The 20,751-nt window shown below is 72.5% G+C and carries 17 protein-coding genes; 5 read left to right on the forward strand and 12 right to left on the reverse strand.

Annotation, left to right across the window (positions count from 1 at the left end; translation table 11 throughout):
• Nucleotides 1–124 precede the first annotated feature (124 nt).
• A complete protein-coding gene (locus AB0B63_RS25040) occupies nucleotides 125–1,801 on the forward strand; it encodes an MDR family MFS transporter (RefSeq protein WP_357022827.1) in 1,677 nt (558 codons plus the stop codon).
• A gap of 180 nt (nucleotides 1,802–1,981) precedes the next feature.
• Here AB0B63_RS25040 and AB0B63_RS25045 read toward each other — a convergent pair whose 3' ends face one another.
• On the reverse strand, nucleotides 1,982–2,473 hold the full coding sequence (locus AB0B63_RS25045; RefSeq protein ID WP_208565590.1) for an NUDIX domain-containing protein: 492 nt from the start codon (nucleotides 2,471–2,473) through the stop codon (nucleotides 1,982–1,984).
• 84 nt (nucleotides 2,474–2,557) lie between these two features.
• Between AB0B63_RS25045 and AB0B63_RS25050 the strand changes: the two genes are divergently transcribed.
• Nucleotides 2,558–4,207 carry a fatty acid--CoA ligase gene (locus AB0B63_RS25050; protein ID WP_357022830.1) on the forward strand — a complete coding sequence of 550 codons (1,650 nt, stop codon included), beginning with the start codon at nucleotides 2,558–2,560 and terminating at the stop codon, nucleotides 4,205–4,207.
• 178 nt (nucleotides 4,208–4,385) lie between these two features.
• Here the strand turns inward: AB0B63_RS25050 and AB0B63_RS25055 are convergent, their stop codons facing one another.
• The 4 genes from AB0B63_RS25055 to AB0B63_RS25070 all read right to left on the reverse strand — a co-directional run bounded on the left by AB0B63_RS25055 (nucleotide 4,386) and on the right by AB0B63_RS25070 (nucleotide 7,545).
• On the reverse strand, nucleotides 4,386–5,399 hold the full coding sequence (locus tag AB0B63_RS25055) for an NADPH:quinone reductase (RefSeq protein ID WP_208565591.1): 1,014 nt from the start codon (nucleotides 5,397–5,399) through the stop codon (nucleotides 4,386–4,388).
• A 10-nt stretch (nucleotides 5,400–5,409) separates the two neighbouring features.
• On the reverse strand, nucleotides 5,410–6,546 hold the full coding sequence (locus AB0B63_RS25060) for a glutathione-independent formaldehyde dehydrogenase (protein WP_208565592.1): 1,137 nt from the start codon (nucleotides 6,544–6,546) through the stop codon (nucleotides 5,410–5,412).
• A 41-nt stretch (nucleotides 6,547–6,587) separates the two neighbouring features.
• On the reverse strand, nucleotides 6,588–7,244 hold the full coding sequence (locus tag AB0B63_RS25065; RefSeq protein ID WP_357022834.1) for an HAD family phosphatase: 657 nt from the start codon (nucleotides 7,242–7,244) through the stop codon (nucleotides 6,588–6,590).
• Between the two features lie 76 nt (nucleotides 7,245–7,320).
• Nucleotides 7,321–7,545 (reverse strand): hypothetical protein, encoded by a 225-nt coding sequence (locus AB0B63_RS25070; protein ID WP_208565842.1) that lies wholly within the window; start codon nucleotides 7,543–7,545, stop codon nucleotides 7,321–7,323.
• 222 nt (nucleotides 7,546–7,767) lie between these two features.
• Here AB0B63_RS25070 and AB0B63_RS25075 point away from each other — a divergent pair, with 222 nt between their 5' ends.
• Both AB0B63_RS25075 and AB0B63_RS25080 read left to right on the forward strand, forming a co-directional pair.
• Nucleotides 7,768–7,941: a hypothetical protein gene (locus AB0B63_RS25075; RefSeq protein ID WP_357022838.1), complete on the forward strand. Its 174-nt coding sequence runs from the start codon at nucleotides 7,768–7,770 to the stop codon at nucleotides 7,939–7,941.
• Nucleotides 7,938–8,216: a hypothetical protein gene (locus tag AB0B63_RS25080; RefSeq protein ID WP_357022841.1), complete on the forward strand. Its 279-nt coding sequence runs from the start codon at nucleotides 7,938–7,940 to the stop codon at nucleotides 8,214–8,216. Before AB0B63_RS25075 ends, AB0B63_RS25080 begins: the two co-directional genes overlap by 4 nt.
• Nucleotides 8,217–8,229: 13 nt before the next feature.
• On the opposite strand, the gene AB0B63_RS25085 is transcribed toward AB0B63_RS25080, so the two are convergent.
• From AB0B63_RS25085 to AB0B63_RS25115, 7 genes are all read right to left on the reverse strand, one after another.
• Nucleotides 8,230–10,017 carry an ABC transporter ATP-binding protein gene (locus AB0B63_RS25085; RefSeq protein ID WP_208565595.1) on the reverse strand — a complete coding sequence of 596 codons (1,788 nt, stop codon included), beginning with the start codon at nucleotides 10,015–10,017 and terminating at the stop codon, nucleotides 8,230–8,232.
• Nucleotides 10,018–10,021: 4 nt separating this feature from the next.
• Nucleotides 10,022–11,917, reverse strand: coding sequence for an ABC transporter ATP-binding protein (locus AB0B63_RS25090; RefSeq protein WP_357022845.1), 1,896 nt, complete (start codon nucleotides 11,915–11,917; stop codon nucleotides 10,022–10,024).
• A 4-nt stretch (nucleotides 11,918–11,921) separates the two neighbouring features.
• Nucleotides 11,922–12,896: a hypothetical protein gene (locus AB0B63_RS25095; RefSeq protein WP_357022848.1), complete on the reverse strand. Its 975-nt coding sequence runs from the start codon at nucleotides 12,894–12,896 to the stop codon at nucleotides 11,922–11,924.
• Between the two features lie 29 nt (nucleotides 12,897–12,925).
• Entirely contained in the window at nucleotides 12,926–16,375 is a 3,450-nt protein-coding gene (locus AB0B63_RS25100) for an AMP-binding protein (RefSeq protein WP_357022851.1), read from the reverse strand.
• Nucleotides 16,372–18,159: a hypothetical protein gene (locus tag AB0B63_RS25105; protein WP_357022854.1), complete on the reverse strand. Its 1,788-nt coding sequence runs from the start codon at nucleotides 18,157–18,159 to the stop codon at nucleotides 16,372–16,374. The genes AB0B63_RS25100 and AB0B63_RS25105 overlap by 4 nt, the downstream gene beginning before the upstream one ends.
• A gap of 326 nt (nucleotides 18,160–18,485) precedes the next feature.
• Nucleotides 18,486–19,310: a hypothetical protein gene (locus AB0B63_RS25110; protein WP_208565843.1), complete on the reverse strand. Its 825-nt coding sequence runs from the start codon at nucleotides 19,308–19,310 to the stop codon at nucleotides 18,486–18,488.
• Between the two features lie 141 nt (nucleotides 19,311–19,451).
• Nucleotides 19,452–20,099, reverse strand: a complete 648-nt coding sequence (locus AB0B63_RS25115; protein ID WP_208565600.1) for an FKBP-type peptidyl-prolyl cis-trans isomerase — start codon at nucleotides 20,097–20,099, stop codon at nucleotides 19,452–19,454.
• A gap of 190 nt (nucleotides 20,100–20,289) precedes the next feature.
• Between AB0B63_RS25115 and AB0B63_RS25120 the strand changes: the two genes are divergently transcribed.
• The gene (locus AB0B63_RS25120) at nucleotides 20,290–20,682 is read left to right on the forward strand and encodes a PPOX class F420-dependent oxidoreductase (RefSeq protein WP_208565601.1); all 393 of its coding nucleotides are present in this window, start codon (nucleotides 20,290–20,292) and stop codon (nucleotides 20,680–20,682) included.
• Nucleotides 20,683–20,751 lie beyond the last annotated feature (69 nt).

Genomic DNA, 20,751 nt, shown 5'->3' on the forward strand with positions numbered 1-20,751 from the left:
GGCGTACCCCCGACGGGCAGGCGGGTCCCTGGTGGCCCGCGTGCCCGTCGGTGCCGGGCGGGCCTGCGGGCAGGTTTCCTCCGGTGGGTAGGCATGTTCGCGGGGGAGCGGGAAAGAAGGCGGGATGACCGCCCAGACCCACGGCAGCCCGGTGCTCCAGGCCCGCCAGCTGCGCCTGTTGATGTTCGGCCTGATGACCGGCATGCTGCTGGCCGCGCTGGACCAGACCATCGTCGGTACGGCCTTGCCCACCATCGTCGGCGAGCTGGGCGGGATCGACCACTACTCGTGGGTGGTCACCGCCTACCTGCTCGCCTCGACCGCCTCCACCCCGCTCTACGGCAAGATGGCCGACCTGTACGGCCGCCGACCCGTCTTCCTGTTCTCGATCGGCACGTTCCTGCTCGGCTCGCTGCTGGCCGGCCTGTCGCAGGACATGACCCAGCTGATCGTCACCCGGGGCGTGCAGGGCATCGGCGCGGGTGGCCTGATGACGTTGGCGTTCACCATCATCTCCGACGTGGTGTCGCCCCGGGAACGTGGCCGCTACCAGGGGTTGTTCGGCGCGGTCTTCGGCGTCTCCTCGGTGGCCGGGCCGCTGGTCGGCGGCTACTTCGCCGAGACCAACTGGCGGTGGATCTTCTATCTGAACGTGCCGTTGGCGCTGCTGGCGATCGTGGTCTGCTACCACGTGCTGCGGTTGATCCCGTTCGAGCGGCGGGAGCACACCGTCGACTGGTTGGGTGCGGCGCTGCTGGTCGCCGGGGTGAGCGCGTTGCTGCTGGCGCTGAGCTGGGGCGGCAACTCGTACGCCTGGGGCTCGGCGACGATCATCGGGCTGTTCGTGGCGGGTGCGGTGCTCGGGGTGGCGTTCGTGCTCCAGGAGGCCCGGGTCACCGAACCGATCCTGCCGCTGGGGCTGTTCCGCTCGGCGACGTTCGCGCTGGCCAACTCGGCGGGCTTCGTGCTCGGTCTGGTGATGTTCGGATCGATCATCTTCATCCCGCTCTACCTGCAGATCGTCAAGGGCGCCTCGCCCACCCGCAGCGGCCTGCTGATGCTGCCGATGATGGCCGGCATCATCGTCACCTCGATCGTCACCGGCCGGGCGATGAGCCGGATCGGCCGGTACAAGTGGTTCCCGGTGGCCGGTTCGGTGGTGCTGGTCGTCGGGATGCTGCTGTTCACCCGGCTCCAGGTGGACAGCTCGCTCTGGGCGGCGTTCGGCTACATGGTGGTGATCGGCGTCGGGCTGGGCCTGTGCATGCAGTCGCTGATCCTCGGCGTACAAAACGCCGTGGACGTGCGGAACCTCGGCGCGGCGACCTCATCGGCGACGTTCTTCCGGTCGCTGGGCGGTTCGTTCGGGGTGGCCATCCTGGGCGCGGTGCTCTCCACCCGGCTCGCCAGCGGGCTCGCCGACCGGTTGCCCGGCGCGATCGCCCAACTCCCCGCCGACCAGCAGGCGGCGGTCGCGGCCAGCGGCGGCACCAGCATCTCGATCAACGACCCGGCGACCATCCTGGCCCTGCCCGGCCCGGTCCGGGCGGCCATCCAGGCGTCCTTCGTCGAGTCGCTGCACCTGGTGTTCCTGACCACCGGCCTGATCGCCCTGGTGGCCGTGCTGGTCACCCTGGCCCTGCCGAACGACCAGCTCCGGGGTGCCGGCCCGCAGGGCGCCACCGGCGGCGTCGACCCCCTCGGCGGCAAGGCCCCCGCCCCCGGCGGCAAGCCCCTGACCAAGGAGTCCAAGGACGAAGCCGCCGCCGACCTCAACGCCAAATCCCAAACCATGCTCTAACCCCCACCCCGCCCCACGCGCCCCCCGCCCCGCCCACCCCCGCCCCGCCCCGGTGATCAAGAAGTTTGCGTCAGAAATCGCGCGGAGGTTGACGTAAACCTCTTGATCACCGGGGAGGGAATGGGGGTGAAGCGGGCTAAGCGGGTGCAGGTGGGGGGGGGGGGGGGTGGGGGTGGGGGGCTATTTGAGGATGAGGCGGTTGGTTTGGTCGAAGACGGTTAGGTCGGCGAGGGTTTCCGGGACCGAGAGGGAGAGCGGGGCGGGGAACTCGTGCGGGTGCAGGAAAGCGGCGTCGGTGGTCTCGTCGGTGACGCGGGTGAGTTCGCCGTCCCAGTCGTCGACCCGGAACGCGGTGGTGAAGATCTGGTAGGTGTGGCCGTACATGTTGGTGTGGGTGCGGTCGGGGCCGGTGTAGAGGGCGAAGGCGCTGACCCGCAGGGCGCGCAGGCCGGTCTCCTCGCGGACTTCGCGGACCGCGCAGTCGGCGATCGACTCGCCGAGTTCCATCGCGCCCGCCGGCAGCGCCCACTGGCCGTTGTCCGAGCGGCGGATCAGCAGCACCCGGCCGGCGTTGTCGCGTACCACGGCCCGCGCGCCGACGAACATCAGCGTCCGATCGCCGGCCAGGGCGCGTAGCTGTCCCACGTACGAGTCGGCCCAGGAGATACTCACCCGGACAATCTACGCACCATCCGGGGAGGGGCTCGGCGTTCCGGGGGTTCCCAAGGTGTGACCGGCGACACTAGCTTGTCACCCATGCGTAGCACGATGATGGACGCCCCGCTCCAGGTCGCCCGGATCCTCGAACACGGTGCGACGGTGCACGGCACGGCCGAGGTGGTCACCTGGACGGGTGCCGAGCCGCGCCGGATGTCGTACGCCGAGGTGGGTCGCGCGGCGGCCCGGCTGGCCCACGCGCTGCGCGACGAGTGCGGGGTGACCGGCGACGAACGGGTCGCCACCTTCATGTGGAACAACAACGAGCACCTGGTGGCGTACTTCGCGGTGCCGAGCATGGGGGCGGTGCTGCACACGCTCAACCTGCGGCTCTTTCCCGACCAGGTCGCCTACATCGCCAACCACGCGCAGGACCGGGTGGTGCTCGTCGACTCGACGCTGATCCCGCTGCTGGCCCGGGTGCTCGGCGAGTTGACCACGGTGCGGCACGTGGTGGTGGTCGGCGGGGGCGATCCCGGGCCGTTGCGGGCGGTCGCCGGGGACCGGGTCACCTTCCACCGGTGGGACGACCTGTTGGCCGGCCGGCCCGAGCACTTCGACTGGCCGGAGGTGGACGAGCGGGACGCCGCCGCGCTCTGCTACACCTCCGGCACCACCGGCAATCCCAAGGGCGTCGCCTACTCGCACCGGTCGATCTATCTGCACTCGTTGCAGGTGTGCCTGCCGGAGGGGTTCGGGCTGGGTCCGGGGGACCGGGAGTTGGCCATCGTGCCGATGTTCCACGCGATGTCGTGGGGGTTGCCGTACGCGGCGTTCCTCTCCGGCGCGTCGCTGATCATGCCGGACCGGTTCCTCCAGGCCGCGCCGATCGCCGAGATGATCGCCGCCGAGCGGCCCACCCTGGCCGGCGCGGTGCCGACCATCTGGAACGACCTGCTGGCGTACCTGGACGCCCACGACGTGGACACCTCGTCGCTCAAGGAGGTGATCGTCGGCGGTTCGGCGTGCCCGCCGGCGTTGATGCACGCGTTCGCCGAGCGGCACGGCATCGACGTGATCCACGCCTGGGGGATGACCGAGATGTCCCCGCTGGGGTCGGTGTCCCGGGCCCCGGCCGGGGCGACGGGGGACGACGCCTGGCGGTACCGCTACACGCAGGGCCGGATTCCGGCGGGGGTGGCGGCCCGGATCGTCGACCCGCTGGGTGGGCCGTTGCCCGCCGACGGGACGTCCGTGGGGGAGTTGGAGGTGCGCGGGCCGTGGGTGACCGCGCGGTACGTCGGCGAGGACGCCCCCGACCCGGAGAAGTTCCACGACGGCTGGCTGCGTACGGGGGATGTCGGGATGCTCTCGCCGGACGGGTTCCTCACCCTCACCGACCGGGCGAAGGACGTGATCAAGTCGGGTGGGGAGTGGATCTCCTCGGTGGAGTTGGAGAACGCGTTGATGGCCCACCCGGACGTGCAGGAGGCCTGTGTGGTGGGGGTGCCGGACCAGCGGTGGGGTGAGCGTCCACTGGCCACGGTGGTGGTGCGGGAGGGCGCGTCGACCGGTGTGGAGCAGCTCCGTGCGTTTCTCGCCGGCTCGGTGGCACACTGGCAGGTGCCGGAACGTTGGGCGGTCATCGACGCGGTGCCCAAGACCAGTGTCGGCAAGTTCGACAAGAAGGTGGTGCGTGCGCGGTACGCCGACGGCGACCTGGAGGTACGGGAGCTGGCGGGGCCGTAACACTTTTCGGCGACTCGTCGCCGATGGGGTAGGGACGTCACTCCTGAAACATCCCTCCCCAGGGGCGGCCCCGGCGTTCGCACCGCGCCGGGGCCGCCCTTCCTCGCGGGCGACCCGCCTTGTCATTGTTGCGAAGCTTGCTCGCGTCTGTCCGGGTGATTGCGAAATGTCCTCGGAACTACTGCCCGGCGGTGTCGATCAGCACCTTCCCCACCACCGCGTCCTCCACCGCCTGGTGCGCGTCGGCGGCCTGCGCCAACGGAAAACGGTGCAGCGGCAGGCCGGCCGCCTCGCCCACCCGCACGGCCCCCTGGGCGACGGCCGCCGCCACGTCGGTGACCGCGTGCGCCTTGGCCGCCTTCGGGGCCGTGTAGACCAGCACGAACTGCCAGCGGGCGTTGGGCGCCATCAGCGGCCGGATCGGCAGGGTCAGCTCACCCCCACCGTCGTCGGCGTAGACGCAGACCACCCCGCCGGTACGCAGCAGCTGCACGTCGACGGCGGCGTTGCGGGCGGCCGAGACCTCGACGATCGTGTGCACCCCGTCGGGGGCGATCTTGCGGACCTCCTCGACCACGTCCTGCTCCCGGTAGTTGACCACGAAGGAGGCTCCGGCCGCCGCCGCCAACTGCGCCTTCTCCGGGCTGCTCACCGTCGCGACGACGCAGGCGTCGGCCCAGCGGGCCAACTGGATCGCCGCGTTGCCGACCGCACCCGCCCCACCCTGCACCAGCACCACGTGGTCGCTGAGCGCCCCGGCGTGCAGGGTGTCCGGCACGTACTCCCCGACGGTCAGGCAGCGGTGCGCGGTGAGGAACGGGATGCCCAGGCAGGCACCCAGGTCGAACGAGGCGTCCCCGAGCGGCACCACCTGCCGGACCGGCACCACCGTGTACTCGGCGGCGGTGCCCCAGGGGCGCTGCCAGGCGGCCTCCCAGAGCCACACCCGTTCACCGGTGAGGGCGCGGTCGACCCCCGCGCCGACCGCCTCCACCACCCCCGCGCCGTCCTGCCCCGGGGTCTGCCAGCCGACTGGCAACGGCTGCTGCCGCCGGCTCTTCCAGTCGGTCGGGTTCACCCCGGCCACCGCCACCCGGACCAGCACCTCTCCCGGGCCCGGTTCGGGCACCGGCCGGTCGACCAACCGGAGCACCGACGGGTCACCGGTGCGCTCGTACACGATCGTCTGCATCGCCGTCTCCTCAGGCCGCCGGTTTGAGCACCACCTTCGAGTAGCCCGCCTCGCGACGGTCGAAACGTTGGTACGCGTCCGGTGCCGCGTCCAGCGGCAACTCCTTGCTCACCACGAAGCTCGGGGTGGCCCGTCCCGCCATGATCAGGTTCCGCAGGTACTCGTTGTAGGTCTTGACGTTGGCCTGCCCGGTGCCCATCCGCAGGCCCTTCTCGAAGAGCTTGCCCATCTTGAACAGCAGCTCGCCCTTGCCGGAGTGCTCGTCCGGCGCACCCGGGTCGTTGGCCAGATAAAGCCCGACCACGCCGATCGCGCCGGTCGCCCGGACCACCTCGACCAGGCTGTTCAGCACCGATGCCGGCTGCTCCGTGCCACCCTCGCCGGTGGCCTGGTAGCCGACCGCGTCCACGCCGTGGTCGGTGCCCACCCCGTCGGTCCGGTCGAGGATCTGCGCCACCGGGTCCCCGGCCGAGAAGTCGATCGGGGTCGCCCCGATCGACTCGGCCAGCCGCAGCCGGTCCGGCACCCGGTCCACCAGGAACACCTCGGCGGCACCCATCAGGACCGCCGAGTACGCGGCCATCAGCCCGACCGGCCCGCCACCCATCACGGTGATCCGCTCGCCGGGCCGCAGCCCGGTCATCGCCACCCCGTGGTAGCCGGTGGGGAAGATGTCGGCGAGCATCGCGTAGTCGTTCTCGTGCTCGGTGCCGGGTGGCAGCTTCAGGCAGTTGAAGTCGGCGAACGGCACCCGCAGGTACTCCGCCTGACCACCCCGGTACGGCCCCATCGCCACGTAGCCGTACGCGCCACCGGCGAAGCCGGGGTTGACGGTGAGGCAGAAGCCGGTCTTCTGTTCCCGGCAGTTGCGGCAGAACCCGCACCCCACGTTGAACGGCATCGACACCCGGTCGCCGACCTTGATCCCGCGTACCCCGGTGCCGGCCTCGACCACCGTGCCCATGTTCTCGTGGCCGAAGACGATGCCCGGTTCGGCGAGCGTGCGCCCCTCGTACATGTGCAGGTCCGAACCGCAGATCGCGGTCGTGGTGATCTGCACGACCACGTCGTCGGGGTGCTCGATGCGCGGGTCCTCGACCTCGTTGACGGCCACCTCGTGCGGCCCCTGGTAAACCACAGCTCTCATGGTTCCGACGCTAAGCGGACCGGCCGGGTCGCGGGGGCGGTTCAGCCGAGCTGGTCAACCACCTCGGGGGTGAGATCGTGCACCGAGGAGAGCACCACGGCGGCCAGCTCCGCCGCGTCCGGGTCCAGCGGGTACGACCCGTGCGGCACCGCGATCACCCGCATCCCGGCGGCGGCGGCCGAGCGGACCCCGTTGGACGAGTCCTCCACGGCGGCGCACCGGGCCGGGTCGACCCCGAGCTGTTCGGCGACGGCGAGATAGACGTCGGGTGCGGGCTTGCCCCGGGCGGTCCGCTCGGTCGACAGGGTCACCCGGAACTCAGCGGTGAGGTTCGCGGCGGTCAGCGCCGCGCCGATCAGCCGGGTCGGCGAGGAACTGGCCAACCCCAGCGGCCACCGCGCGGCCAGCCGGCGTACCACCAGGTCGGCGTCGTCGATCAGCGGTACGCGCACCGCGTACCGCCGGGCCATCTCCTCGACCACGTCCACGGCGACCTGCTCGGCGCTGCGGTCGACGCCCAGCTCACCGCTGAGGTATTCGGCCCACTCGCCGGTGCTCATCCCCATCAGCCGCCGCTGGGTGTCGGGCTGCCAGGTGCCGCCCCGCGCCGCCACGTACGCCCGGCGCACCTCCTCCCAGACCGGCTCCGAGTCCACGATCACGCCGTCCAGGTCGAACACCACCGCATCCACCGTCACCCCGCCATCCTCCCCGACCCCGCCCGGCCCCGGTCACCCGGTGCCAGCAGCGCCCGCCGGCGTGGTGGACCCCCGGTCAGCCCTGCTCGTCCTCGTCCGCTGGCGGCTTGGGGCGGCGGTAGTCCCGGATGTACGCCTCGACTTCTGACCGCAGCCACACAGAGCCGCCTTGCAGCGTCTGGAACGGGCGCGGGAACTTTGGGTGAGCGGTGATCTGGCGCAGCCGGGAGCGCCCCACGCCGAGCATGGTCAACATCTCTGCTGGGCCGACGAGCGGCCCTGGCACCTCTGGCTCACCCATGCAAAACAAGGTAGGCATCGCCATGTCTACCCAATTTGGTAGCGAGTAATTATGTCCGATCAAACTGCGTCCTGCAAAATTATGTCCTGCAGAATCATGCCTGCCAGGATTGACAGGGGTGTAGCTCGGGGTGTCGAATCGGTGACGCGGTGCCCCCGCCCTGGTGGAGCTGGGCTCGGCGGGGCGGGGTGCCGCAGTGAATCCAAGGCCTGGGAGGTGGCTGTGACGCGCGAGGTGCCGTTGCTGGTGGAGCTGGCGTGGCGCTGCCTGGAGTGCCACCGCTACGGGCGGTGCGGGAAGTGCACCGACAGCGGCTTCTGCCCGGCGCTGGAGGCATCCCGCACCCGGATCAGGGCGTGGCGCAGGTACCGCAGCGTTTTCGGTTGGCGGCGATGAGAGCGCCGCTGCCTGCTGCGGGTGACCTGATCGAGGTGAGCCGGGCCGCCAGCGTGCAGTTCGGCAAGCCCATCCGGTGCCGGGTCATCCGGGTGCTCGGCTGGATCACCTACGACGGCTGGTGCTGGCTCGACGTCTACCAACTGGACGACAAGGGCGACGCGGTGGCCCGACGGTCGATCTTCGTGCAGCCGGCGGGGCTGGTCGTCCACCGCCGGACCGCCCCCGTGCCGGTCGGGCGACAGCGGCGGTCCGGATCGAAGGTGAGGCCCTGAACGGGCGGGCGGGTCACCGGTAGGCGGTGGCCTGGGTGGCGTAGAGGGCGGCGTACAACCCGTCGAGGCGGATCAACTCGTCGTGGGTGCCCATCTCGCGTACCCCGCCGTCGCCGATCACGATGATCAGGTCGGCGCTGCGGACGGTGGAGAGCCGGTGCGACACGAACACCGTCACCCCGCCGCTGTCGGCGGCGACCCGGGCCGCGCCGTCGGTGAACCGGGCGAACAGCCGGTGCTCGGCCTCGGCGTCCAACGCCGACGCCGGCTCGTCCAGCACCATCAGCAGCGGGGCGTCGCGCATCATCGCCCGGCCCAGCGCCAGCTGCTGCCACTGCCCGCCGGAGGCGTCCACCCCACCGTCGGCGTGACTACGACCCAGGCGGGTGTCCAACCCGTACGGCAGCCGGTCGACGACGCCGCTGTGCGCGCGGGCCAGGCCGGTGCGTACCGCATCGTCGTCGGTGGCCCGGGGCAGGTCGCCGATGCCCACGGCCAGCCGGGCGGTCAGCTCCGGGCGGGCGTAGTCCTGGAACGCGGCCGTGGTCCGCTCCCGCCAGGCGGCGAGGTCGATGTGGCGCAGGTCGACGCCGTCGATCAGGATCGCGCCCCGGTCGGGCTCGTAGAACCGGTTGAGCAGCTTGACCAGCGTGGTCTTGCCCGCGCCGTTCTCGCCGACGATCGCCACCGTGCTGCCGGCGGGCAGCAGCAGGTCCACGTCGCGCAGCACCGGCCCGTCCGCGCCGGGATAGCCGAAGGTGACCCCGCGCAGCCGGATGCCCTCCAGCAGCCGCTCGGGCGGGCGCAGCGGGGTGACCGGCGCACCGGGCGGCGGGACCGGCTGCGGCACCAGCTCCCGCACCTCGTCGAGCCGGCGCAGCGACCGGCCGCTGCGCACCAGCTGCTGCGTGATCGTCACCGCACCGGCCACCTGCTGGTTGAGCTGCGAGGCGAGCAGGATGGCCAGCACCACGTCGCCGACGTCCGCGTGGCCCCGGATCGCGTCGCCGACGACCAGGACCAGCGCGGCGACGTAGCCGAGGCCGAACACGGCCTGCCCGGCCGCACGCCACCACCCGGCGGTCAGCTCGCCCCGCCAGATCCGGGCGGTGGCCCGCTGCCAGTGCTCGGCGTAACGCTGTTGCAGGTGCTCGACCAGGCCCAGCAGCCGCAGCTCCTTGGCCGAGGCCGCGTCGGTGGTCAGCTCGAACAGGTGCCGGGCCTGCCGGGTGTCGACGATGCTCTCCTCGCGGGCCCGGTCGGCGGCGGCCTGCGCCCACCGGCCCGCCAGCACCGGCAGGGCGGCCAGCAGCGGCAACGCCACCAGCGCCGGGTGGACCAGGGTGAGCAGCACGGTGGTCAGCAACAGGCTGACCGCCAGCGAACCGCCGGTCAGCAGCGCCTGCAACCCCTCGCCGATGCGCTGCAACTCGTCCTGGGCCAGGGCCATCCGGTCGGCGCTGTCGGGCCGCTCGTGGTGGTCGAGGTACGGCGTGCCGTTGCTGATCTCGACGAGCTGCTCGTCGGTGCTGAGCACGTTGAGTTCGGACACCTCGAAGTACGCGATGTGCGCGAAGTGGGCGCAGGTCAGCGCCGCGATCGCGGCCACCGCGACGGCCAGGCCCGACCAGGCGGCCGTCCCGGCGTCACCCGCCGCCGCCGCGTTGGTGAGGTGTTTCAGCGCCACCGCCGCCGCCGGGACCGCGACCGCGTTGCCCGCCATCAGCGCCAACGCCACGGTCATCTTGCGGCGGTCCTGCCGCCACGACAACCGCATCAACCCGCTGATCGACCTCATCATCGGCTCACCTCACCACCTCGGTCTGCGGGCCGCTGTCGGCGTCGTCGGCGTCGTCGGCGAAACGTTCCGCCTGGAGGGTGAACATGGCGGCGTACCGGCCACCCGCCGCCATCAGCTCGTCGTGGCTGCCCTGCTCGACGACCTTGCCCTGGTCGAGCAGGACGATCCGGTCGGCCAACCGGACGCTGGACAGCCGGTGCGAGATGAGGATCGTCGTCCGGCCCCGGGTCAGCTCGGCGAACCGGGCGAAGAACTCGGCTTCGGCGCGGACGTCCAACGCCGCCGTGGGCTCGTCGAGCACGAGCACGGTGCTGCCGTGGTAGAGCGCGAACAGGGCACGTGCGATGGCGATCCGCTGCCACTGCCCGCCGGACAGGTCCAGACCACCCTCGTAGGCCCGCGACAACACCGTGTCCAGGCCGTTCGGCAACGCGTCGAGGGTGTCGAGCAGCCCCGCCGCCTGCGCCGCGCGGCGTACCCCGGCCCGGTCGTCGAGGTGCTCGACGGCACCGAAGCCGATGTTGGCGGCGGCGGAGAGCTCGTAGCGCACGAAGTCCTGGAACACCACGGCGATCCGGCGTTGCCAGTCCCGCGCCGGCAGGTCGGCGATGTCGGCACCGTCGGCGCGCACCGTGCCGGCGTCGGGCGAGTACAGCCGGGCCAGGAGCTTCACCAGGGTGGTCTTGCCCGCCCCGTTCGCCCCCACCAGGGCGGTGCACTGCCCGGCGGGGATGTGCAGGTCCAGGTCGTCGAGCACCGGGCGGGCCGCACCGGGGTAGCCGAAACGTACCCCGGTGAAGTCGATCGCCGGGGCGGTGGTGGCGGGCGGCCCGGCCCGGCCGGTGTCGGGTGGCTCGGCATAGCGGGCCATGGCCCGCTCGAACGCCGTGACGGCGGTCTCGGCGTTCATGCCGTACTGGGTCTGGGTGTCGGAGTCGGGATAGAACTCGCCCAGCCGGATCAGCGCCATCACCGCCTGCAACACCAGCGCCAACCCGGCCAGGTCGACCGCCCCGTCGGCGGCGCGTACCCCGGCCAGCGCCAGCACGGCGGCCACGCCGGCCAACCCGACGGCCGTGTAGAGCAGGTAGGGCCGCAGGTAGATGCGCCGCCGCTCGGCCCACACCGGGGCCAGGACCCGACGGTAGACCTGCCGGTAGCGCTCCGTCAGCCAACCGGTCAGGCCGAAGACACGCAGCTCCTTCGCGGCGGCCGGACCCATCGCCAGCCCACGCAGGTAACGGCTCTCCCGGCGCAGCGCCGCCACGTCACGGATGACCCGGGCGTAGCGGCGCAACCCACCCCGCTGGCCGTGCCGGAACAACAGCACCACCACCAGCATCGCCAGCGCCGCCCACGGCCCCAGCACCACCGCGACCACCACCGTGAACCCGACGACCTGGGTGTACGGCCCGACCAGCGCGATCAGTCCGGCGTACGCCGCGCCGGGGGTGCGGAACGCGAACCGCAGCTCGTGCCCGGCCTCACCCAACTCGTCCAGGACCGCCGGGTCCTCCAGCGGGGTGATCTCCCGGGTCGACAGCGACGCGGCGATGAGCCGCCGGTACATGTGCCCGTCGACCCGTCGACCGAGCTGCTCGGCGACGGCCTTCTGCGCCGCCTCGGCCAGTTGCAGCGCGATCAACGCCGCCCCGGCCGCGGCCAGCGGCCACCACACCTCGGCCTGCGCGGTGGTGCCGGCCAGCACCGGGCCGATCCGCCCCACGGTGACGCTGACGGCGATCGCGAACACGACCGGCAGCACCCCCCGGGACACGCTGAGCGCGAGCGCGACGGCACTCCAGCCGGGCCCGGCGGCGGGGAACTGCCGGGCGATGCGCAGCCGGGCCGCTGCGGCCTCGCGCCACTGCTGACCGGTGCCGGTGGTGGAGGTGGTCATCGGGTCAGCCGAAGACCTTGTCCCGCAGCACCGCGGGCAGCTCCAGCTCCTGGGCGCAGCCGCGCACCGAGAGCTGGTAGGAATCGACCACCTCGGGGCTGTCCGCCACGGCCAGCTCCGCCTCGGTGAGGGCCGTGACCTGACGCTCCCGGAAGCGGTACTCGTCGGCGTTGCCGTGCAGGCCGGGCACGACGTACGGCTCCGGCTCGACCGGATTGTGGATTTTGGACTGGTCGGAGTTGAGGTCACCGGCGGCACCCCAACCGGTGAGCATCTCCGGCCGGTACAGGTGACCGATGTCGAGGCGGGTGAACAACCGCGACACCGTCTCCTGCGGGAACCGGCTGCACTCGTACGGGAAGTGCGTCACCGCCAGCCCCTCCGCCGCCGCGTACCGGCGCATCCGCGCGTAGTTGAGGGTGCTTAACATGAAGTTCTGCACCACCCGCTCCCGGCCGATCTTGCCGACCCACTTGGCCATCCACGAGTCGAGCGACGCGCGCGGTTGACGGTCCAGCACCAGCAGGCGCAGCCGGTCGACCGGCCACCCCGCCTCGATCAGGCAACGCGCCGGGTTGAACAACGCCTCGAACGGCACGTACGGCCCGGCCATCTCCTTGGCGAACAGCACCGGCTCACCGTCGGGCAGCTTCCACGGCGAACCCTCACCACCGGTGAGCGCGAACCGGCCGATGGTCTTGACCGGCTGGTAGTAGGCCGCCGCCTGGGCCATGCCGAACAGGTTCGTCACCGCCGTCGAACCCACCCGGCAGCGCCCCCAGCCGAGCACCAGCAGCGGGAAGTCGGCCGGGCTGCGGCCGGCGAACCCGTCCCGGAGGGTACGCACGATCTGGGCGGTGACCTCGTCGATGGTGGTGGTGACGACCTGGTAGCGACCGTCGGGCGGCAGCGGGGTGCCGGTGAGCGCGTCGTCGTCGGCGGCGGCCAACCGGTGCAGCAGCGGGTACGGGTCGGTCATCGAGGCTCCTTGCGGTGGGGTGGGGCGGTTCAACCGAGGTCCAACAGCGCGGCGACGTCCCGGACCGGCACCGGTCGCAGCACCGCCTCGCACAGCAACGTCTCGATGCCCCGCAGCGCCCGCAGGCAGGCGGCTGCGGGCACGCGCCGGGTGTCGGCGAGCAGGTGCAGCGCGCAGCCCCCGGCGAGGTGGGGCATGGCGAGGAAGAAGGTCATGTCGTGCCGGGCGACGGCGGTGAGCTGCCGCACCGTGGTGTGCGCGGCCAGTTCCGCAAGCGCCGCACGGTTGGGCGTATCCGCCGGCGGGTCGAAGTCCCGGCCCATCCGGGAGTCGTTGAAGTACACCGACAGGTCGGCCTGGGCACCCTCGGCCGCGATCAGGTCGTCCAACGCCTCCGGCGGGTAGGTGGCGTGGAAGTAGGACTCGGTCGAGTCGCGGTAGCAGCGCCGTACCGCGTCCTCGACGTCGCCGTCGCCGACGTCGAAGACCAGCAACGCGTTCTGGGCGATGCCGGTGGCGAGCTGCCGCTGACGGGGGGTGTTCCGGTTGCCCGCGATGAGCTTCACCACGGCCCGGTCCCGGCCGGTCAGCGCCGCCTGGACCAGCAGCGCGGCGGTCAGCACCACCGTGGACGACGACGCGCCGGTCCGCTCGGCCAGGGTGGCGGCGGCAGCGGCCACGGCGGTCGACTCCATCCGCCAGGTGACGACCGGCAGCGCACCCCCGTCGTGTTCCGGCCCGTCGAAGATCCGGTGCGGCACCGCAGGCAACCGGGCCCGCCAGTACGCCAGTGACTGGCGGGCCCGGCGCTGCCCGGCGGGCGAAGCCTCGTAGCCGGCCTGGTCCAACGGCTGCCAGCCCGGTGCGGGCAGGGCACGTTCCCCGTCGACCAGGGTGCGCAGCTCGGCCAGCAGCAACTCCAGCGACCAGGCGTCCAGCGACACGTGCGACGCGGCCACGGCGACGGCCTCGACCAGCCCGTCGACCCGCAGCAGCGCCCACCGCACCGGCCACTCCCGGTCCAGTTGGAACGCGGCGCCGGCCAGCTCGGCGGCGGCGTCGTCGGCGGCCTGCGGCAGCGCGTCGGCGGTGGTGTCCCGCACCAGCGGCGGGTACGTCCCGTCGGCGCGCAGGTGCTGGCGGGGGCCGTCGCCGTCGTCGGTCATCAGGGTCCGCAGCACCTGGTGCCGCAGCACCAGCTCCGACCAGGCCGCGGTCACCCGCTCGGCCGGGGCCGGGGCGGTCAACCGCAGCACCCGCCTGATGTTGAAGTCCTTGCTGGCCTCCCCGAACCACTGCATGGGCCGGTACATCGCCACCTGACCCCAGGTCAGCGGTGCGGAGGCGGTGGGCGCTCCGGCGAACCGCGCCTGGATCGCCGTGTCCGGGGCGACCGGCTGCCCGACCCCGGTCGGGGCCGCCTGATCCGCCGGCTCCACGGCCCCGACCGTCGGGGTGCCGACCGTCGGGGTGCCGGGGCCGTCCAACGCGGCGGCCAGGGCGCGCACCGTACGGCGGTCGAACAGGTCGGCGATACCCACCGGCAGGCCCAGCTCCTCGTCGAGCCGGGTGACCACCTCGACGACCTGCATGGAGTCGCCGCCCAGCTCGAAGAAGTCGTCGTCGACCCCCAGCCGGTCCACCCGCAGCACCCCGGCGATCACCGCCGCCACCGCCGTCTGCAACTTTCCGGACGGCGCGACGTACGTGGTGCTCAGTGCGGGTCGTACCGTCGCGGTGGTGGGCAGCAGACGGGTGTCGACCTTGCCGTTCGGGGTGAGCGGGTACTGCGTGACGTAGCGGAACCGGCTCGGGACGGACGCCTCCGGCAGCAACCCGGCGGCGTGGGCGCGCAACTGCGCCTCGGTGGGTCGTGGCTCCGCCTCGGACCGCAGGTAGGCGACCAGGTGCAGGTCGTGGCCGTCGGGTTCGACGATCACCACCGCCTCGGCGACACCGGGGCACCGGCGCAGCGCGTCCTCGACCGCCGGCGGCTCGACCCGCTGGCCACGGATCTTCACCTGCCGGTCGGCGCGGCCGAGCACGTCCAACACCCCGTCGGGACCCAACCGGCCGAGGTCACCGGTGCGCAGCAGCCGGGCTCCGCCGCCCGCCGGGTGGGGGATCCACCGTTGGGCGGTCAGCACCGGCTGACCGTGGTAGCCACGGCCGATGACGGCCCCGCCGAGGCAGATCTCGCCGGTCCCACCCGGCGGCACGGGGAGGCCCTGCTCGTCGAGGATGTGCACCTCGGCGTTGGGGATGGGCGCACCGACCGGCAGTCGTCGGCCGACCGTACGGTCCGTGCCGATCCAGTACCAGGTGGCGCCGACGGTCTCGCTCATGCCGTAGTGGTTGCCGAAGCCCGACTTCGGGCTGTTGCTGATCCACCTGTCGAACTCGGGGGTCAGGTACAGCGGCTCACTGCCGATCATGATCTGACGGGCGACGTCGTCGACGCCACCGAGGGCGGTCATCGCCCGTACGTGCGACGGGGTGAGTTTCAGGAACCCGCACGGTGCGACACCGGTCAACGCGATCAGGTCGTCGAAGGCGACCGGCTCCGGGGCGACCTCCAGCTCCCAGCCCGCGACGAGGGCGGTGAACAGGGTCATCACCGACCCGACGAAGTACAGCGGGGCGTGCAGCACCGCCCGCTCCTGCGGCTGGAACGCGAACTCCTCGGCGCACCAGCGCACATAGTTGACCAGCTGGCGGTGGGTGCCGAGGACACCCTTGGGTGCGCCGCTGGTGCCGGAGGTGTACATGATGAACGCCAGGTTCTCCACCCGGCAGCCACCGTCACCGTCGTCGCCGCCGGGCGCGTCGGGCAACGCCGACACGTCGAGCACGGCCGCCGGGTAGCCGGCGGGCACCAGGCCCCGGTGCCCCGGCCCGGTCAGCAGCACCGGGTCACCCGCGTCCGCCAGGATCCGGGTCCGCCGGTCCGCCGGATCGTGGACGGACAGCGGCAGGTACGCCGACCCAGCGGCCAGCACCCCGAGGATCGCCACCACCGCGTCCACCGAGCGGGGCAGCAGCACCGCGACCGGCGTCTCCGGACCCGCACCGTGGGCCCGCAGCACCCGGGCGGTGTGCCGGACCCGGGCCAGCAGGTCACCCGCGGTGACCTCGACACCTGCGAAGCGCACCGCGACCCGCCCCGGGTCGGCCGCGAGCGCCTCGTCGACGAGCACGTGCAACGGGACCTGGTCGATCGGACGGCGCGGCCCGGTGGCGACCGACCGCGCGGTGTCCACCGTGGCCGGACCCCGCCGCCCGTCGGGGGAGGAGAACCCATCGGCGGTACGCAGCGACGCGGGCCGCAGGTCGGTCCAGTGCTCGGCGACGTACGCCAGGCACGCCTCGGTCGACGCGGTGAAGACCGTCGTCCAACCGTCGGGCACGGGCCGGTCCGTCGGCCACAGGGAATGCTGGTCCTCGTCGTTGACGACGACGTGGTGCGGGTGGATGCTCACGCGCGCCCGCCGACCGTCTGGGTGCTCGCGACCAGCCGCTCCACCGGCTCGTGCCAGGTGTGCTTCGCGTACCAGTCGGCGTCGAACGAGGCGATCGTCGGGGTCCAACCGTCGTGGGCCTCGGCGTAGCCGGCGATCTCCCGCCAGAACACGTCGACCAGGGCGGAGTACCGGGAGGCGATCCGCAGTTCGTCCAGGGTGAACGGTGGCCCGTCCATGCGTACCAGCCGGATGTCGAACGCGCCCCGGTACTGTCGACCGGCGACGGTGAGCGGCTGCTTCCACATCGCCGCACCGGGGGCGCGCAGGGTGTAGCGGACGCGGGCGGTGCTGTGACCACCGTGGCGCAGGTCGCCCCACTCGCCGATGTCGGGCACCAGCGGCGGGAAGAAGTAGTGCCGTTGCCGGGGCACCTCGACCCGGTCGAAGTTGCCGGGCACGAAGTGCCAACGGTTGTACATCATCCGCTGGGCGACCTGCCACAGGATGTCGGTGACGGCGTCGCCGGGCAGGTCGGCGGCCATCTGCGGGCTGGGCAGCACGCAGCAGAAGAAGTCCGGCTTCTTCAGGCCGGCCACCTCCTCGCCGTACTGCCCGGCCGGCCCGCTCAGCCGGGACAGGTCCCGGATGCCGCTGGACATGCCGTAGTCGGCGTGGGCATCGACGACCGCGCCCAGCACGATGCCCTCCAGGATCCGGGTCAGCTCGTGCCGGTCACCACCGCGGTGGGCGGTACGCAGCGCGGCGGCGGTGGCGTCCCGTACCCAGGTGGGGGCGTCCCCGTCGTCGACCTGCTCGGTCAGGAGGCCGCTGAGGGTACGAAGCGTCTGCGGCAGCTCGTCCTGACGGCGCTGGTCCTGCGCCCACGGCAGCAGGTACTCGTCCTTGGCGTAGGTCAGCCCGTTGACCCGCCGGTAGCGCATGTGGTCGCCGCCGTCGACGAGTTCCACCAGGTCACCGGCGAGGACGGCCAGCTCGGTCAGGGTCGCCGTGCTCACCTGCCCGGTGACCGGCTCGCCGAGCGCCCGCAGGTACGTCGCACAGCGGGTGGTGAGCACCCGCCGCAGGCTGACCGCGCTGAGCTGGCGGCCGTTGAACTCCTCGAACCGCACCGCCCGGCCGGTGCGGAACAGCAACTGGATCGCCGACACGAACAGCCGCTCCTCCGGGCTCCAGTCGGCCGGGGCGCGGTCCCGCAGCGCGGGCAGCACGCCGTCGCGGATCAGGGTGCTGGAACCGGAGTCGGAGCGGGAGAACACCCGACGCTGCACGTAGATCAGCACCGTCTCGACGCGTTCGACCCAGTCGATGACCTCTTCGAGCCGTTGCGGCAGGCTGCCGTCGGCGTGCCAGGTGTGCAGCAGCTGGTCCAGCTCGTGGCGCTGGTGCTCCTCCTCGGCCTCGGCCGCCAGGCACTCCTCGTCGAGCATCTCGGTCATCCAGTCGGGCAGCGCGATCTCGGCCACGACCTCCTCGGTCGGCAGGTCACCCCGGGCCGGTTCGTGCACGGTCAGCTTGCCGAGCGTCGAGTGGGACAGCACGAACCGGGCGGGCGACACGTCGTCGCCGGGTGGGGTCAGGCGCAGCTGCTGCCGGCCGAGCAGGTGCCGGACGAATGCCTGCTCACGCAGGGTCAGCCCGTCGAAGGCGGACCGGAAGGGAACCTTGCCCGCCATGGTGAGCAGGCGGAGAACCGCCGTCTGGGCGCTTCCACCGAACAGTTCGGCGGGGTCTCGCACGTCGCGCAGTTCCTGGGTCCACTGGTCGGTCTTCGTACGTCGCACGTTCCTACCTTTCGCGACCGGGCAGGCTGCGGCGCACGGGGGCCGGCCCGCACGACGGTCGTCGTTGCGGTGGTCGATGGGGCTGGCGGCGACCGGCAGCCGACCTGGAGAGTGGGGGCCCGTGGCGGTGCCACGGGGACTAGGGGACGGCTCTCCACCTCGACGTGGGAGCGCTCCCGACGTCGCGGTCATCCTGAGGTTAATAGGTGTGTCAATATCGCGACGGGCGGAGCGGGAGGGGTCGCGACCAGCCCGGACCGGCGTGGTCGACCGCGACCGCCCCGGCAGCCGGGCCGGCGCGGTCAGGGGTGCAGAGCGGGGCGCGGTCAGGGGTGCAGAGCGGGCAGCCCGATGGGGCTGTCCGTAGGGATGACCGTGTGACAGGCGCGGGCGACGGGGACGAGCAACTCCCGCAGCCGCCCGGTGCCGTCCGGCCCAAGGGCCTGCCAGGGTCGGGCGGCGGCGACGTCCGTGGCGTCCTCCACGGCCTGGAAGCCGGCCCGCCCCTCCTCGGTGGTCTCGCCGTCGCCGGTCAGCCAACCCCGGTCGACCAGCCGGCCCCGGGCCTGCACCCACTGCTGCGGCGTCCAACCCCGGCCGAGCAGGTGCTCCGCCGGCATGCCCCCGGCCACCCGGAAGGCCAACGTCTCGACCGGGTCGAGACCGGCGGCGACCAGGGCGGCCACGTGCCCGTCGCCCCGGTGCTCCCGCAGCGTGGTGGCGGCCTGCCAGAGCCGGGCCAGCGGATAGTCGCCCCGGGGCAGGGCGGCGTTGGCCGCACCGAGCACCCGGCCGGCGGTGTCCGCCCCGACAGCCGCCGCCTCCAGCAGCTCCGCCGCCTCGGCCAGGTGCGCCTCGGGCAGCTCGTAGGTGAGTTCGGCCAGCGCCTGCACGGCACCGGTGAGCCGGGCGCGCAACGCCTCCTCGGGGGAGGCCAGCTGCCACACCGCCGGCAGCGCACGGCTCACCATGGGCGGGGCGAAGGTGAAGAAAGCGGCGATCACCGGGGCGGCGTCGACCGGGCCCAGCGGGGCGGCCCGGCCGGCGAAGTAGCCCCGCCAGTAACCGCGCAGCCCGATCGCCTCGTGGGCGGCGCGGGCCCGGGGATGGAAGTAGGTGATCGCATGCAGGGGTTCGACGTGCGTCCACATCACCCGGGCGGTCCGCCCGGGAACGTCCAGCGCCTGCACGCGCACCTCCGGGTCGGTGGGGGTCACCGTGGCGCGGGTCGGCCGCCCACGGTGACCCCGAACCTACTGCCCGTAGGTGTCGGGCCGGAAGACCCCTGTGGTCTACTGCACCGCCAGCACGTCGACGATGAACCGCAGCGGGCCGGAGGGCGCACCCGGGCGCTGCGGCTTGTCGCCGTACGCCAGGTCGGCGGGGATGTCGAGCTGCACCCGGCTGCCCACGGTCTGGCCCTGCATGCCCTGGTCCCAGCCCGGGATGACGTTGCCCTGGCCGAGGCCGAAGGTGAACGGCTCGGACCGCTTCCAGGAGGCGTCGAACTCCTCACCGGTCTTGTACGACACACCCACGTAGTTCACGGTGATCTGCTGGCCGGCCTGCGCGGCCGGGCCGGTGCCCCGGATCAACGGGGTCGCCTTCAGCCCGGTCAGCTCACCCTCGCCCTTGGTGGCCTGCGGCTTCGTGCAGAGCGCCTGGTCGGCACCCTCGGGCAGCTTGGGGAAGTCACCCGCGCAGCCGACGGGAGCGGCAGCCGGCTTCGGGTCCTCCTTCTCGCCGTTGCGCACCACCACGAACACCCCGACGATCACCGCGATGACGGCGACGCCGGCCACGGCACCCAACCACGCCTGCCGGCGCTTGCGCGCCTCGGCGGCCTTCTGCGCCGCCAACTGGGCGGCGAGCCGCCGCTGTGCCTTCGTCTCCGAGCCCTGGCCCTGGCCCGCCGAACGGTTCTCCGTACGCTCGCTCACGTCCTCGACTCCCTGCTGATGTGGGGTGGCCGGCCCGGCGACCCGGTGCCGTGGCCAGCGCACACGGTACCCGGGTCGATGCCGTGGGTGGGCCGTCGCCTGCCCGCCGTGTCCCCGAACGGGCCGGGGCCTCCGGTTTCCTCCCTCTCTTCGCGGGTGCCGGACGCCGGGCGGCGGTAGGTTCTCGACCATGGCGATCCTCACCGACGACGACCGGGCTCTGCTCTCCGAGCCGCAACTCGCCCACGTGGCGACCATCGAGGCGGACGGCACGCCGCACGTCACCCCGGTCTGGGTGGACGTCGACGGCGAGCACATCCTGTTCAACACCGCCCTGGGGCGGCAGAAATACCACAACATCGCCCGGAACCCCGTGGTCGCGATCTCGGTGGTCGACCGGGCCGACGACTTCCGCACCCTCTGGGTGAGGGGCACCGCCGAGTTCGTCACCGAGGGCGCCGACGCGCACATCGACCGGCTGGCCAAGAAGTACCTCGGGCAGGACACCTACCCGTTCCGGCGGCCGGGCGAGGAGCGGGTGATCGTCCGGATCACCCCCACCCAGAAGCTCGGCATGGGCTGACCGCCGGGGGTGGGCCCCGGCGGACGGTCCGCCGTCGCGCCGGGGCAACGCCGGACCTGCCCCGACGGC

Origin of the sequence: Micromonospora sp. NPDC049081 (assembly GCF_040648835.1) — a bacterium.
GTDB lineage: Bacteria > Actinomycetota > Actinomycetes > Mycobacteriales > Micromonosporaceae > Micromonospora > Micromonospora antibiotica.

Bases quoted from the DNA above. Each gene is read 5' to 3' on its own strand.
- AB0B63_RS25040 (WP_357022827.1), top strand. From the start codon at position 125: ATGACCGCCCAGACCCACGGCAGCCCGGTGCTCCAGGCCCGCCAGCTG.
- AB0B63_RS25050 (WP_357022830.1), top strand. From the start codon at position 2,558: ATGCGTAGCACGATGATGGACGCCCCGCTCCAGGTCGCCCGGATCCTC.
- AB0B63_RS25055 (WP_208565591.1), bottom strand. From the start codon at position 5,399: ATGCAGACGATCGTGTACGAGCGCACCGGTGACCCGTCGGTGCTCCGG.
- AB0B63_RS25060 (WP_208565592.1), bottom strand. From the start codon at position 6,546: ATGAGAGCTGTGGTTTACCAGGGGCCGCACGAGGTGGCCGTCAACGAG.
- AB0B63_RS25070 (WP_208565842.1), bottom strand. From the start codon at position 7,545: ATGGGTGAGCCAGAGGTGCCAGGGCCGCTCGTCGGCCCAGCAGAGATG.
- AB0B63_RS25080 (WP_357022841.1), top strand. From the start codon at position 7,938: ATGAGAGCGCCGCTGCCTGCTGCGGGTGACCTGATCGAGGTGAGCCGG.
- AB0B63_RS25085 (WP_208565595.1), bottom strand. From the start codon at position 10,017: ATGATGAGGTCGATCAGCGGGTTGATGCGGTTGTCGTGGCGGCAGGAC.
- AB0B63_RS25090 (WP_357022845.1), bottom strand. From the start codon at position 11,917: ATGACCACCTCCACCACCGGCACCGGTCAGCAGTGGCGCGAGGCCGCA.
- AB0B63_RS25095 (WP_357022848.1), bottom strand. From the start codon at position 12,896: ATGACCGACCCGTACCCGCTGCTGCACCGGTTGGCCGCCGCCGACGAC.
- AB0B63_RS25110 (WP_208565843.1), bottom strand. From the start codon at position 19,310: ATGTGGACGCACGTCGAACCCCTGCATGCGATCACCTACTTCCATCCC.
- AB0B63_RS25120 (WP_208565601.1), top strand. From the start codon at position 20,290: ATGGCGATCCTCACCGACGACGACCGGGCTCTGCTCTCCGAGCCGCAA.